At 45.3% G+C, this 14791-nt stretch carries 13 protein-coding genes; 3 read left to right on the top strand and 10 right to left on the bottom strand.

Translation table 11 applies throughout. The annotated features are described in order from the left end of the window. Positions 1-33: 33 nt before the first annotated feature. From panD to A3762_RS14370, 5 genes are all read right to left on the bottom strand, one after another. A complete protein-coding gene (gene panD / locus A3762_RS14390) occupies positions 34-390 on the bottom strand; it encodes an aspartate 1-decarboxylase (protein WP_068756213.1) in 357 nt (118 codons plus the stop codon). Between the two features lie 74 nt (positions 391-464). Continuing rightward, the gene (locus A3762_RS14385; RefSeq protein ID WP_068756211.1) at positions 465-800 is read right to left on the bottom strand and encodes a zinc ribbon domain-containing protein YjdM; all 336 of its coding nucleotides are present in this window, start codon (positions 798-800) and stop codon (positions 465-467) included. Positions 801-934: 134 nt separating this feature from the next. Further along, positions 935-3097: an acetyl-CoA hydrolase/transferase C-terminal domain-containing protein gene (locus A3762_RS14380; RefSeq protein ID WP_068756209.1), complete on the bottom strand. Its 2163-nt coding sequence runs from the start codon at positions 3095-3097 to the stop codon at positions 935-937. Between the two features lie 196 nt (positions 3098-3293). Continuing rightward, positions 3294-3638, bottom strand: coding sequence for a carboxymuconolactone decarboxylase family protein (locus tag A3762_RS14375; protein WP_068756141.1), 345 nt, complete (start codon positions 3636-3638; stop codon positions 3294-3296). Then, a complete protein-coding gene (locus tag A3762_RS14370) occupies positions 3604-5412 on the bottom strand; it encodes a thiamine pyrophosphate-binding protein (protein ID WP_068756207.1) in 1809 nt (602 codons plus the stop codon). The genes A3762_RS14375 and A3762_RS14370 overlap by 35 nt, the downstream gene beginning before the upstream one ends. Before the next feature lie 183 nt (positions 5413-5595). Here A3762_RS14370 and A3762_RS14365 point away from each other — a divergent pair, with 183 nt between their 5' ends. Beyond that, on the top strand, positions 5596-6222 hold the full coding sequence (locus A3762_RS14365; RefSeq protein ID WP_068477951.1) for a TetR/AcrR family transcriptional regulator: 627 nt from the start codon (positions 5596-5598) through the stop codon (positions 6220-6222). A gap of 16 nt (positions 6223-6238) precedes the next feature. On the opposite strand, the gene A3762_RS14360 is transcribed toward A3762_RS14365, so the two are convergent. Next, positions 6239-7417, bottom strand: a complete 1179-nt coding sequence (locus A3762_RS14360; protein ID WP_068756205.1) for an FAD-binding oxidoreductase — start codon at positions 7415-7417, stop codon at positions 6239-6241. Next, on the bottom strand, positions 7410-8993 hold the full coding sequence (locus tag A3762_RS14355; protein ID WP_068756202.1) for an NAD(P)/FAD-dependent oxidoreductase: 1584 nt from the start codon (positions 8991-8993) through the stop codon (positions 7410-7412). The genes A3762_RS14360 and A3762_RS14355 overlap by 8 nt, the downstream gene beginning before the upstream one ends. A 168-nt stretch (positions 8994-9161) precedes the next feature. On the opposite strand from A3762_RS14355, the gene A3762_RS14350 reads away from it, so the two are divergent. After that, a complete protein-coding gene (locus A3762_RS14350; protein WP_068756201.1) occupies positions 9162-10643 on the top strand; it encodes a cryptochrome/deoxyribodipyrimidine photo-lyase family protein in 1482 nt (493 codons plus the stop codon). Positions 10644-10839: 196 nt separating this feature from the next. Beyond that, positions 10840-11565 (top strand): PEP-CTERM sorting domain-containing protein, encoded by a 726-nt coding sequence (locus A3762_RS14345; protein ID WP_068756151.1) that lies wholly within the window; start codon positions 10840-10842, stop codon positions 11563-11565. 22 nt (positions 11566-11587) lie between these two features. On the opposite strand, the gene A3762_RS25995 is transcribed toward A3762_RS14345, so the two are convergent. From A3762_RS25995 to A3762_RS14335, 3 genes are read right to left on the bottom strand one after another with little or no spacing between them, the layout of a single operon-like run. Beyond that, a complete protein-coding gene (locus A3762_RS25995; RefSeq protein ID WP_231878817.1) occupies positions 11588-11716 on the bottom strand; it encodes a DUF2256 domain-containing protein in 129 nt (42 codons plus the stop codon). Positions 11717-11738: 22 nt separating this feature from the next. Next, a complete protein-coding gene (locus A3762_RS14340; RefSeq protein ID WP_068756199.1) occupies positions 11739-13307 on the bottom strand; it encodes a cryptochrome/photolyase family protein in 1569 nt (522 codons plus the stop codon). Continuing rightward, positions 13300-14760 (bottom strand): deoxyribodipyrimidine photo-lyase, encoded by a 1461-nt coding sequence (locus A3762_RS14335; RefSeq protein WP_068756197.1) that lies wholly within the window; start codon positions 14758-14760, stop codon positions 13300-13302. The genes A3762_RS14340 and A3762_RS14335 overlap by 8 nt, the downstream gene beginning before the upstream one ends. Between the last annotated feature and the right edge of the window lie 31 nt (positions 14761-14791).

Genomic DNA, 14791 nt, shown 5'->3' with positions numbered 1-14791 from the left:
TTTGTTCTAGGTAAAGATGGCCCGCAGGGGCGCTTACTCTACGCTAGTAATCTGATTATCGTCATCAACAAATACAGCTTTTGGCTGATGCGCTGCACTCTCAGATGCATCGAGATAACAATAAGCGATGATGATAATCTTATCGTCAACTTGAGCAAGGCGTGCACATGCGCCATTCAAACAAATCTGGCCAGAACCTTCTTCGCCAAGGATCACATAGGTTTCAAAACGTGCGCCATTGTTAATGTTCACAACTTGCACTTTCTCATGCTCTTCAATGCCACTCGCTGCGAGCAATAAAGGGTCAATAGTGATACTACCAACATAATTTAAGTTGGCGTCTTTTACCGTGGCACGGTGAATTTTCGCTTTGAGTTTTTCAATCCACATTCTTTAATACTCCTTGGAAGACATTCTCGCTAGATAGTTATCTTTCTCTCGATATCTGATGTTATTAGAGGGGTTTAATTAGATTTTTTGACAAACTTCGACTTGAGCATCATCGGGCCTGCGCCCTCCACTTTGCAGTCAATATCATGGTCACCATCAACAAAACGCTTGATCGTGGCTTTGGTGCCCACCTTCAAGGTTGTTGAAGTACCTTTTACTTTGAGGTCTTTCACGAGCGTCACTTTATCGCCTTCAACGAGGTCATTACCGACGGCATCTTTCAGAACAGGAACATCGTCCACTTGATTGGGGTCCCACTCTAAACCGCATTCAGGACAAATCAGTAAAGATCGATCCTGATATACGTATTCAGACTGGCAACTCGGACAGTTAGGTAGTGTCTCTGACATCGTTTTGCGCCTTAGCGAGTTCGTTACGGCGCGCATAATGCCATGATTCTTTTGAATTGTGTATCCGTTCTCAACTAGCCATATCGGCTGTTCTGTTGGGTGAACAGCACAGCTCTACTGCAAATGTCAGAAAGCTAAGAAATTAAGCCAGCTTCAAGCAATTCATGAATAAGCAGTTTCTTTTCTACTTCTTCTTTCTTGCTACTAGTTTCTACTAAGGCCATACGTTCCAAGAAAGGCTTTGCTTGTTCTGAGTGATCGCCATCAGTAAAGGCTTTGAAGAGTGTTTTAAACATTTTCATTTTGTCGCTCTGAAGCGCTTTTAGCTGCTTCAAACAGGCGCCAATTTGAAGTTCTTGCTCCGTAAAATCAGTCCCCAGTGGAAATGCTGGGAACAAGCCGTTCAGACGATAATTCTCGATCACCTGATTGATTGACTCTGGTGTATTCGCCTGAAATTCTGCTGGTATCTGATAACTGGATTCGATCTTACCCGCTGCCTTTGCTTGTTCTAATAGACTTTCTTGAAAGCGTGAATCAGTAATATTCAGCATTGCCTTCATCACTTGAGCATCCGTTTTACCACGCAGATCTGCAACGCCATATTCGGTAATTACGATATCTCTCAAATGACGAGGAATTGTCGTGTGCCCATAATTGAAGACAATATTAGAACTCACTTCCCCTTTGCTCATTCGCGTTGCACGAATCAGCAATATCGAGCGTGCATCAGGCAAGGCGTGCGCCATTGAAACAAAGTTATATTGGCCGCCCACCCCAGAAACAATTTTGCCGTTATCTAATCCATCAGAAACGACCGCGCCATTAAGCGTGGCCATCAATCCCGTGTTGATGAAGCGCGCATGTTTGCGTTGTTCAACCACTAACTCTTCATTCACCATGAGCTGATTCACATGACCAACACCTGTCATGCAGATACTTAACAACTCATCTTGACTCATTTGATGCAGTGCTTCGTAAAAATCTTTCGGCCCAAGGAAGAAGCCGCCATGCATCACGATGCCTTGTTTTAATTGTCTACCTAAGCCTTCCGCTTTTAGCTGTGCAACCAATTCGGTGTCACGGACGCGCTCACCAATTGGCCTATCGTCTAGCGTGACTTGTCCATCACTCCAGTCGACACGCTCATTGAAAATACCAAACCTCTTGGCGCGGGAAACATCGCCCGCATGAATGATGTCGCCAAAGAATCCTACCTCAATCAAGGCATCGAGATGATCAGGCTTCAGTTCTTCGGTCAAACGTCTTTCGTTAATGAGTTTTTGAATGTGAACGTCTTCGTATACTTTTCGCTTCACAATGCCTTGCTGAATCAAATGCAAAAAGCCATTCACAAACATTTCACTCGAACCGTATAAGCCGGTTTTAAAGGGCGTCAGGTCACCAATTTTTTCAACAAGTTGGGCATAACCTGCAATACCTAACTCTGACAATACTTGCTGATATTTTTCAGTGTCGTTGTTACGCAACATACAAGCGTAAACAATCGCGTCACCTAACGAACCAATACCAATTTGCAGCGTACCTCCATCTTTAATCAAGGTGCTCGCATGCATACCAACCGCGAAATCAACGGGCGTGACAGGCATATTCGGCGGCGAAAACAAAGGCGTGTAATAAGCTTCGTTATCGACGATAAAATCGAAATTCTGAGGCGCAATCAGAGCATCATTCAGCATGAAGGGAAGTTTCTGATTTATTTGCGCGACCAGCTTAATGTTGCGTCCTTTCGCTTTCTCTTGTTCGATAAGAGGTAGCAGGTCAACCGTCACATCGGTGTTGCTGCTTAGCGACAAATAAGGTTTGTCTTGATAAACGCCTTGCGATACCTGTTGCGCTAGTAAGTTCGCCCCCATATCAATCATATCGCGCGCAACGTGCGTGTAATTACTCGAAATATAATGCTGCTGCGCATAGTTATTCGCGAGCATGCTTCCGGACTTAAGAAAGAACTCGCAAATTTCGATATTGTCTGGAATCTTCTGGCGCTTCAGATCCTGCACGTAATCAAGCTCTACATACCCCCCAAACAAGCGCTCAAATACGGGTTCTAAGAACCGAGATTCTAAGCCAGCAGAAGGCTTAGGTCGCTCTAACGATAAAGCAGTAATAATACGAAGATTAATAGAGGAATCAGCTTTCGCTCTCGCATACAGCGCATTCACAAACTGCGCAGGCTTTCCAATACCTAAGGGTATGCCCATCGCGATATTGCTGTTTAATGAAGAAATCACATCGTCGACGCAGGCTTCGACCTGGTTATGATGTATTGGCATGGCTCGCTCCTCGATTTATTTTTCTTCGTCGTCATGACTCAAGTCATAGTACTGTATGCGAGGAGCATTTTTATAGTGTTGATACGTATCAAGCGACCCGAGAATTTACACACTCAGGGATGAGCAACTTTGCATTAGGCACTGTTTATCAGGTATTGCTTTAAGATATTAGCTATCAGGTCTTAAGTATTGGCTATTAGGCTTCATCGGTGAGTGAGTGCAACACAAGCATGGCGTCGATCGCGCGCGGAAATCCAATATAAATACTCGAGAGCATAATCACTTCGGTTAATTGTTCTTTACTAAAACATTTGGCCAATGCCGACTCCAAATGACCTTGCAAACGCTCTGATCCCAAACTAATTAAAGCTGTAATCGCAACAACCTCTTTCAGCTGATCATCCAATACAGGGCGGTCATAGACTTTGCCCAAAGCAAAGTCGGAAATCATACCCACAAAGTCTGGCGCAAGTTCTTCAAGTTTTGCGATCACATCGCGACGATCTTCAGTTGAATGAAGGTTCTGATTTTGAGCTGTCATAATTCACTTCTTCTAATAGTTTTTGCGTGCGGCTATCTCGACCGATATAACGATTAAATTCTTCCATAAACGTTTCATCAAATACCTTCGTCGGTGTTGGATACAATCCGCATTTCACGTCAATCAGCACAGGCCCCGCTGCCTGCATAGCTTCGTCATACACAGCAGATAATTGATGCGGATCTGAGACAGATATGCCTTTTACGCCCAAAGATTGCGCAAACCCTGCCCAATCATGATCAACGATATCGGTTAAAGCGCCCGCCTCTTCCGTAAACCCTTCTGTCCGTAGTTTAGGGTTGCCATGCGCCTTATTGTTGAGCACCACAAATATCATACCGCGTAAGTTGTATCGCGCCGCTGTTTGAATTTCAATGCCTTGCATGAGCATACAACCATCTCCAACGACAGCAATGCATGTTTGATCTGGTCGAGCTATTTTCGCTCCGATACTTGCTGCAATTGCCCAACCCATCGCGCCTGAATATTTAATGATATTGAAGTACTGATGTGGGCGGATTATCTGCCAATGATGTGTCGCAAAAAAAGTATGCGCGCCGTTATCAACAAATAACTGAGTGTTCTCAGGTGCGATCTTCGATAACTCCGCAATCGCACGCGCAGGATGCAAAGGAATAGCATTCGATGAGCGCGTCGCTTTGTCGTAGTAAGAAGGTAAAAGCTGCTTCTTCGCTTCTAGCCATGCTTCACGAGCATGCTTGTTGGCATCCAGTCGTTGAACAATCTGGGCAGAGCAATCACCACTGGCCATATAACGTAATGCCTGACATGCATCGGACACAATCGCATGGTCAGCACGATAGGTTTTATTAAGGTGCCTAGCATCAATATCTATCTGAATCAAAGCGCGCTTTTCAGCTAAAGCTGGGGACCAATTCATGGTATTGATTTGTCCCAAGCGAGAACCGATCACGATCAAGCAATCAATCTCTTTGCTCATTAAGGTTTCATTAGCAAGTGCCGAACCTGCCCAGCCAAAAACACCCATAGAAAGCGGATGATCTTCAGGGAAGTCGCCTTTCGCACTCATCGTCGTAGCGACGGGAATTGAATAATTTTCTGCAAAAGCTTGGAGCTGATTAAATGCGCCTGATTTACGAACACCAGAACCTGCCAGAATCACAACATTTTTGCATCGCGAGATACAATGCATTGCCTGTGTTAATCCCGCTGTATCGCAGTCTGTTCCATCAGTGCTTTCAGCACTCGATGCATTATAAGTGAAGGGCTTTTCTTCTAACTGGATATCAAGAGGTAAGGACAAATGCCCAACACCTTGTTTCTGCCCTTTTAGTACGGGCATCAAATTTCTAATATGATTATCGAGCGCATACGCATCGACCGCTTCTTCTTGAACATCACTCACGAGTGATAACAGCTGAGTAGTTTTTAAACCCATCGCGCCAGGGTCTTGAATCGATTGACGATTGCGCCAAACTAGGGGGGAGTCGCCCGTAATAGCAAGTACGGGTACTTGATCTGCTTGGCTAGCACTCAGCCCCGTGATCATGTTGCTCGCACCAGGACCCGAGATTCCCATACATATTGAAAAGCGTCCGGCTGACCGCGCAAACCCGTCTGCCATATAGGCAGCACCAGCCTCACTTGCACACACAACCGCTTCAATACCTTCTACATCCACAAGAGCTTCAGAGAAATTATCGACATATCCACCTGGAATCATGAACACATGCGAAGCACCTTCGTCGCGAAGTGCTTGAATGGTGTAATGGCTGAGCGTCACTTTTTTCATTTGTGTTTATTCTCGTGTTACGCGCTGAATGTTCGAAGCAGCACGAAAGCTTGTTGAACGAAACTCGACGCTATCCGTTGCGACAATCGTTCTGCACTGCAAACATTTAACTCTGTATACGAACCTGATATGTTTGCGGCTCATTTTATTTTTTCAGTTCACAACGAATCATAAAGACAGCACGTGAGTAACGAAGTTCCACATAGCAACTCAAGCAATCCCAAAGCCAGCGAGAAAAATTATCATCATGGCGACCTTAAAACTGCGCTCGTCAACGCCGCTTTAGATCTGCTGACGACGCGAGGGGCAGAAGCACTGTCTTTGCGATCCTTAGCCAGCGAAGTGGGTGTCAGCCATATGGCCCCTTACGCACACTTCAAAAACAAGACTGAGTTATTTCAAGCGATCGCAGCATCAGGCTTTGAACAACTCCATGCGCGCATGGAGCAAGCCAATGTTGGCCAAGCTCCGTTAACGCTGATTCTCGATTACGGTACGCAATACATTGAGTACGCAATCAACAACCCTGCTCTGTACAAGTTGATGCTTAGCCAAACGCAAATCGCACCAGAAATGTCAGAAGATCTATCCAAGAGCAGCAAACGCCCTCATGCTCTGTTAGTCGATGCCTTTTCAAAAGCACCTCAAACCAAAGTCAGCAACAGTGTCCGCGCCCAAGGCGCATGGGCTATGGTGCACGGACTAGCCACCCTATTAATCGATGGCCATTTGAGTATTCCTGACAAGATGAGCATTCGAGATTATCTCGCTGCTACATCGACACAAGTCCAGATCAAATCCCCGCTCTAAACCGTTCGCTATAAAACTAATACAAGATTTCAATATCTGAGGTTGGGAACGCTACGCACGAGTGCACCCAACCAAACGTTTCATCCGATTTTCTGAGCTTCGCTTCAGGCGGGTTAAATACTTCGCCTTCCACCAATTTCACACGGCATAAACTGCATTCACCTGAGCGACAAGCGTTCTCAACGAAATAACCGTTACGCTCAAGGCTATTTAACAAAGGTTCGCCAACTTGTGCTTTGAACTCACCTTTGCCTCGCACCTTCACGGTCACCATCTCTTCTTCACTCACCTCGGTTGGCCAGTTTTGAATCGAACTTGGGTTCTTTGGCGGGCCATTGCATTCAATTCGAATACGCTTATCAGCAACACCCAAAGCTTTAAGCTCCGATTTACAAAAATCATTAAACGGGGTTGGGCCACAGACATAAAACATGACCTCATCAACTCCGCTTACCGCTTCATTGATAAGCTCGCCGGTTAGATATCCCGTTAACCCTTCATACCCTTCTTCTGGGCGTGATATCACTTCCGTCACATGGAAATTTTCGTGCTTTTGAGCCAGCGCGCGAAAGGTATCCTGGAATATTACGTCCTCTGCAAAGCTATTGCCGTAAACCAAATAAAAATCAGCATCTACTCCACGGCTTAAGACGCTTTCGATCATTGCTCGCGCTGGCGCACCGCCCGAACCACCCGCTAAGAAAACAAGCTTTTTGCCATGTATAATTGGGTTGTAATAGAACGTTCCGATAGGGCTCGTCGCTGAAAATGTCTGACCCACTTCAACGTCATTGAGTAAGTAGTTAGTAACAAAACCACCTTTAACAATTTTTACGGTGAGGTCGTAGTAATCACGATGTGTCGGACAAGAAGAAATGGCATACGGGCGCGCAGTTTCGACACCATCGATGTTCACGAACAAATTAATATATTGCCCGGCCTGAAATGGAGGCAATGCCCCCCTAGCGCTGCGAACACGAAACGTTTTCGTCGATGGCGTTTCTTGAAAGATCTCGGTGACTTCTAGGTTCAAACGCTTCGGATGAAGCTTTGCAATCTCAGCAGTGTTTTTACCTTTATCTTCACTAAAATCTGAGCCTATTTTCTCTCGCTCTGCGATTAACTCTCGACTCTCGACATAACCAACCAAGTTACTCAATAATTGTTCTTTGTTAGTAATATATTGGTTAGACATTGGCAGGCTCCTTCACATCTTGAGTCTGGGTTTGATCTTGCTCAGCTAAACGCTGTGCTTTTAGCTTTTTCAACACTGCTTTTGCAGTGGATTGGCCGACCATATACGTAGGTTGGAATCCACCCATGCCCTGCCAGCAGCCTGCCATGTGTAAACCTTCTACTTGATCATACCGAGGACGATGAATCTCGCCGTCTTCTGGGTTTTGAATGAAACCGTAAATCGATCCGCCCGGAGTGTTCAAGTAACGCTGCATTGTCAGTGGCGTAGCGACTTCAATTTCTTCTATGTGAGAGCGAAAGCCCGGGAAGAATTCTTCTGCTTGCTCGATAAGGTGTTCCGCAAAGGCATACTTCGTATCGGCATAGTCTTCGACCGGAACGTCATCCCACACCTTCCCATACTGCAAACACAGCAAAGACACTTGGCTCTTACCCGGAGGAGCAAAACTTGGGTCATCAACGTTATAGCAGGTGAGCATAGTCGCCACAGGAGGATTCAATGTCGCCATCGTTTCAACCATTAAATCCTCGTCCATGGTCGTCCCCATAAACGTCGAGGCGTTCTTGATGCCTAAGGTTTCCGGCGGGCAATCTAAGCCAATGTATAAGCAGAATGCTGAGGTACCGATTTCACGAGACTTGAAGTCTTGAGAGATACCTTCTGGTAACTCATCTGTATCCAGCAAATCGACAAAAGTTACGACCGAACTTGCGTTTGAAATCACTTGTTCGGTTTCGTATACGTCACCATGTTCAGTGCGAATAGCAATGACCTTGGGCTTGTCGCCCGATTTATCGGTAATAATTTGATCAACAGCCGCATTGAACTGAACTTCGCCGCCAGCTTCCAAGAACGATTCAAGCAAGGCATTTGAAAGCGCTTGTGAGCCACCTTCAATGTGCCATGGTTTAAATACGCCATAGGCATAAAGCATCATGGCGAGGTCAACAAAGTTAATGTTTCTTGGCGCTTGACCCAAATAACACCAGTAAGCAGCCAATAGAGTTTTTAATTGCTCGTCAGAAAAATGCTTATCCAAAACAGATTTAGCAGAACGCAAACCATGCTCCGCATAATGCTTGCTGTTTTTCATAAGCATGTCTTCGCTATTCATCTTGAGCGCAGCTTTAAAACCCATAAAGCTCTCAAGAACAACACGCTCACAGAGCAACATGTAATCTTTGATACCTTGTTCTTCATCGGGGAAATTTTCGATGAGAACTTCTCGAATGCCTTTCCAACTAGCAGGCAAGGTAATATCGAACTCATCTTTAATCGTCATACGATAGAGGTGGTGCTCTTCAACAAACTCCACTTTGTCCATCACACCTAATTCGTTAAAAATCTTGCGCATGATGAAAGGATTTTTTTCTGTCCCTAAACCGCTCAATTGATGCAAGGCAACTTCGAATTCAAAATCGCCTCGCACAAAAGAGGTCGCGCAACCGCCAGGAATATTGTGCCGTTCAAGCAGCAAAGTTTTCGCGCCACCTCGCGCTAGAGTCGCCGCAGCTGTCAGCCCGCCATTCCCTGCTCCAATTATAACCGCATCATATTTTTCTAGGTTCGACATACGTATAGACCATGATTATCACCTTACAATGCCGACAACTATACAACGTAAAGTTACACTATGTATACAACGTAAAGTTTTTTTTACTGATCAATTCACAAACTAGATCAATCCATTCTGATGTTTATCAGGTAAATCTTTGCATCATCCGCTTTAACACATCGGTTTATGCTTCAAGTTGTTTGGTTGAAACGCGATCTTCGCCTGCAAGATCACTTGCCTTTGGCTCGCGCAGCCGAACAAGGACCTGTTTTACTTTTGTATGTAATCGAGCCGCAACTTGTTGAGGACCCTCACTATTCAGAACGTCACTGGCGCTTTGTCAGCGAAAGCGTCAATGAGATCAATAAATCACTACAAGGATTTGGCGCCAGAGTGTTGTGTTTGCAACGCGAAGTCATTCCGGCGCTGCAAGCTATCCATAAGTCCTTCGGTTCGTTTCAGTTGTGGAGTCATCAAGAGGTTGGTTTAAAAAACACCTATGACAGAGATCTGGCCGTAAACGATTGGTGCATGGCACATAACGTGATTTGGTCTGAGGTCCCGTTATTAGGTATTCAGCGAGGACTTACACATCGACAACATTGGTATGAATCATGGCATGAACAAATCAATCAAGCGCCTGTATGCCTATCACTCTCAAATGTTCATTGGTATGCGTTCTCTAATTTGGACGAATCACTGAAAGTTGATGAGAGAAGCGATAAATGGAACTCACCGCATATCAATTTCCAACATGGTGGAGAATCAAACGCGTGGCATACTTTAAAATCGTTTCTATCTGGACGGGGACAAAACTACGCGTTCAACCTTTCTAGCCCCTTTGAGAGCATGCAGTCTTGTAGTCGGTTTTCGCCTTTTTTAGCGTGGGGCAACATTAGCTCAAAACAGGTATTTCAATACTTAGAGCAGCATAGATCACAGCGGGCATGGGGACGCACTATTAGCGGTGTGCAATCACGTCTGCAATGGCGTGATCATTTCATCCAAAAATTTGAAAGTGAGCACGACATGCAATTTCGCCCCGTCAATAAAGGGTATGAACACTATCCCTACGAGCACGATGCGCATGAAATAAATCGACGGCTCGAAGCATGGAAAACTGGCAATACAGGCTTCCCGATAGTTGACGCGAGTATGCGCGCCTTGATCAACACTGGGTATTTGAATTTTCGCATGCGTGCAATGTTGATTAGCTTTCTATCACATCAACTCAATCTAGATTGGCGTTTAGGCGCTGCCCACCTTGCAAGCGTCTTTCTTGATTTCGAACCCGGCATTCATTACCCCCAAATTCAAATGCAAGCTGGAGTAACGGGGATAAACGCTATTCGCTTATACAACCCTGTCAAACAAGCCATGGAACGAGATCCTGAGGCTCGATTTATCCAAAAGTGGATTCCAGAACTAAAAGGACTTCCAACCATTCTTCAGCAAGATCCAAGTTTAATCACTGACATGGAAGCTTTGATGTACAACTTCTCACTCAGCGCAGACTACGTTGAACCGGTTATCGATCTTGATCAGAGTATGAAAGCCGCTAGGGAAATCTTATGGGCATATCAGAAAACACCTAAAGTGCAAAACGAAGCCGCTCGTATTCTCTCGCGCCATACCATTCCTGATCGAGCACGCATGATTTCAGGCTAGAACGCAAAGCACAAACATCACACCTCTAAGCCAAACGTCGAGTTACTTTACACATCAATAATCGATTAGTTTTTATAGAAGCCTTTAAACTCCTATTAAACAAGTTTTTTTATCAAAACAGCACACATTATGCTTAATTTAAGATCCTGCTGTTTAGCAGGGAATAAAAAATTAAAAGACGTAATAGGAAATCACTATGAACTATAAAAAATTGCTTGGTCTTGCGGCGGCTACCATACTAAGCACTAGCGCAAATGCTGCGATGTTTGTGTTTGATGACACTAGCGACACTGAAACTAAATTTGTGTCTAGCATCGACTTTGGCGATTTTGAAGTAACAGCTGGCTACACCAATGGTCTAAACCTTGGCAATGCAGGCTCTTTCAGCAAAACCACTAATACATTCGCGGGTGAGGTTTACTGGGATACAAATCCAGCAAACGGCGGCCTTGGCTTAACAAGCCCATTGAATTCTAGCGATGGTCTAGATTCAAACTTTCAGAATAATGCGGGTTCAGATGAAGTCTTATTCTTCGAATTTGATACAAGCACTATTCTTGACACTGTTTGGTTCAACGGCAGTCATAAAGATCTTGTAACGGCTGATCGCAATAACAACATTTACGATGGTGGCGACGCATTGTTCAACATCTTCGCAAGTGCTGATGGCATCGACTACACCAGCGTATTCTCGCCTGCTAGCAATGGTCATTATCAACAAGCACCAATCGATCGCGACTACCTAACAACTGGCGTTGACATGGGTTACATGTACTACGCAGTCGCATCTACAGGCTGGGGTTCACACTCAAGCTATGTTGAGAAAATCAGCTACAACGCAGTTAGCGAGCCCGCTACGCTTGCACTACTAGGCCTTGGCGTACTTGGTCTAGGCGCAGCACGTCGTCGCTCAGCGAAATAGTCAGCCATGACGATAAATAAGCCTAAATCGACGCGGTATTAGGCTTATTTTTTTGTCTTTTCGCCTCGCTTGAGCAACGTTTCGAACAGTACTTAACCTGCTCCCAATCACGCTCCCACTTTTTACGCCAAGTGAAAGGCCTTTGACACATAACACAAAGCTTTGAAGGCAACTCAGACTTTTTCATTACGTTCTAGCTTGTGAAAGAAACTCTCGGCATCGCTTGCGATTAATTGTCGTTTCGCATCATCCATTTTCTCTAAGGTTCGATACGGCATAGATAAGCGCTGATTACCGCGAAGTTTGTCTTGATTGCGCGCCAAGAAATCCCAGTAAAGATAGTTAAACGGACAGGCGGATTCGCCGTTCTTATCTTTCACTTTATACGCGCATGACTGGCAATAATTAGACATCTTATTGATATAAGCACCGCTCGCCGCATAAGGCTTACTTGCCATAACACCACCGTCAGCAAACAGTATCATGCCATTTACATTAGGCAGCTCTACCCATTCGTATGCATCACCATAAACTAGTAAAAACCATTCCTGCACTTGCTTCGGTTCTATCCCAGTCAGTAATAGAAAATTACCAATCACCATTAAGCGCTGAATATGGTGCGCGTAGGCATTCTGTTTGGTCTCATTAATACATTGTGAGAGACAGTTCATCTGCGTGTCGCCAGTCCAAAAGAAGTCCGGCAAATGTCGTTGAGCATTTAGAAAATTCTGATCAACATATTTGGGCATTTCGTGCCAATACAAACCTCGCACGTATTCACGCCAGCCCAGCACCTGACGAATAAAGCCTTCTACCGCATTTAGAGGAAAATTATATTCGCGATAGGCATGTTCGACTTGAGTAATCACCTCATGAGCGGTCAGCAAACCTGCATTAAGATAAAAGCTGATATGACTATGGAACATCCAAGGCTCGTCTTGTTGCATGGCGTCCTGATAATCACCAAACAAAACTAAACGTTCTTGAATGAAGCCCTTTAAAACTTGAAGCGCTTGCTCACGTGTAACCGCATAATGGAAGTTACTAAGCTCACCAAAATGATCCTCGAACTCCGTACCAACAAGTTCTAACACTTGAGTAGTTATGTCATCTGGTTCAAACATGGTTGGGTTTGGAACCTTCGTTCCTTTAGGAAGCGATTTACGATTTTGTGCATCGTAATTCCATCTCCCTCCTTCCGGTTCACCATCTTGCAAAAGCACAGAAGTTTTCTTACGCAGCTCACGATAGAAATACTCCATCCTGAGCTGTTTTTTCCCATCAGCCCAATGCCTAAACTCATCAAGACTCGCAATAAACCGGTCGTCTTCACGAATCTCAACAGTCGCGTTATAAGCGACGAACGCCGCCTGCCAGCTCTGCATATCGTCGAGCACACGCCATTCACCTGGAAATGTCACAACGACATGCGAAAAGCTTAGCTCTGACATCGCTCGCTCGACTTCCGCTTTAAGGCTACCAGCATTGTCAGGGTCGTCGTAAGACACATAGCGCACGCGATAGCCGTCGTTCTGAAGCTCCTTAGCAAAGTGACGCATGGCAGAGAAAAGGAAGGCAATTTTCTTCTTATGATGTTTCACATAAGACACCTCTGTACGCACCTCTGCCATCAATATCAGATCATTTTGTTTGTCTATATCGCTCAAACTAGCAAGCGGGCGTGACAGTTGGTCTGCGAGGACTAAACGAAGCTTTCCTGTCTGCGTCGAAGACTCAGGCATTTGATGCGGCCTTTACGACTTCGTATGCATCAAGTGCCGCTTCACGAGACTCTTTGAGATCCACAATTGGATGCGGGTAGTCAGTACCTAACCAAACACCTGCATCTTTAAGGATGTCGGTCGGTGCTTCCCACGGCTTATGAATAAACTTCTTAGGCACCTCTGCAAGTTCAGGACAATATTTCTTGACGTATTCGCCATCACTATCAAATTTTTCGCCCTGTAATACGGGATTAAAAATGCGAAAGTAAGGTGCTGCGTCGGCGCCTGAACCAGCCACCCACTGCCAACTGGCAACATTGGCTGCAAGATCAGCATCGAGTAAACAGTCTCTAAACCATGCTTCTCCTAAGCGCCAATCACAGCGTAGGTTTTTCACCAAGAATGAGCCAACAACCATGCGAACGCGATTATGCATATAGCCCGTTTGCCATAACTCACGCATACCCGCATCGATAATCGGGATACCCGTGTTACCTGTCTGCCAAGCACGCAATTTTTCAGGAGCGTTTTCCCACGTGAACACATCAAATTTGGCGTTGAAACTATCGCTCGGAATATGCGGAAAGTGATACAAGAGGTAGTAGCTAAACTCACGCCAACCAAGCTCACTTAAATAGGTATCGAGATGTTTATCATCCTCTCGACCTTCGAATGCATGTTTAACGGCATACCAAACCTGATTCGGAGACAGCTCACCGTAGTGCAAAGAAGGGCTAAGCCGCGAGGTCCCAACGACAGACGGAATATTCCTTTGATCGCGATAGGCAAATGCTGCGCTCTCTATGTATTGCGTCAATCGATCTGACGCCCCCTGCTCGCCAGGCTGCCATTCATTTTGCATCTGTTCATACCAAGGAATGCTTGGCAATAGACCCAGCTCATCAATTGTATTTTGTTGAAGTCCCTCGGGAAGAGCGCAATCTGAGAGATCAGGGGCTGCCTTGGGTAAGCGAGGTTGCTTTGATAACAAGCAACCTTTTCGATAATAGGGCGTAAACACCTTGTACGCAGATCCTTGCTTATTTTTAATATCCCATGGCTCCCACAACAGGCTCGCTTGAAAACTTTGAACGTCTATACCAGAGGACTTAAAGTGTGTTTTAAGCTCGGTATCTCTGGCAATCTGCCAAGGCTCATAACAGCGATTCCAAAAGATTGCTCTAACATCAAGTTCCTCGGTGAGCGCACTCAAAGCTTGCTTCGCAGCGCCAGACCTCAACAATAATTGGCCATTCAGATTATCGCGCAAGCTTACTAGAGAATGATGCAGCCACCAGCGGCTCGCGCCGCCTGTTGCAAAATCGCCAGCGTCACCATCATCAAGAATAAAAAGAGGAATAATGCGTAAATTTTCTGCGCTTGCAAGTGCGCAAGCTCGCGTCAGAGCGGGGTTATCACGCAAGCGTAGATCACGCCGAAACCAACATATAACAGCACCCTTTGATGACATGGCTTCCTACTTAGTGGATATCAGATTTAAA

The sequence above is a fragment of the Oleiphilus sp. HI0125 genome (assembly GCF_001635355.1).
This window is presented reverse-complemented; position numbering and strand designations above follow the sequence as displayed.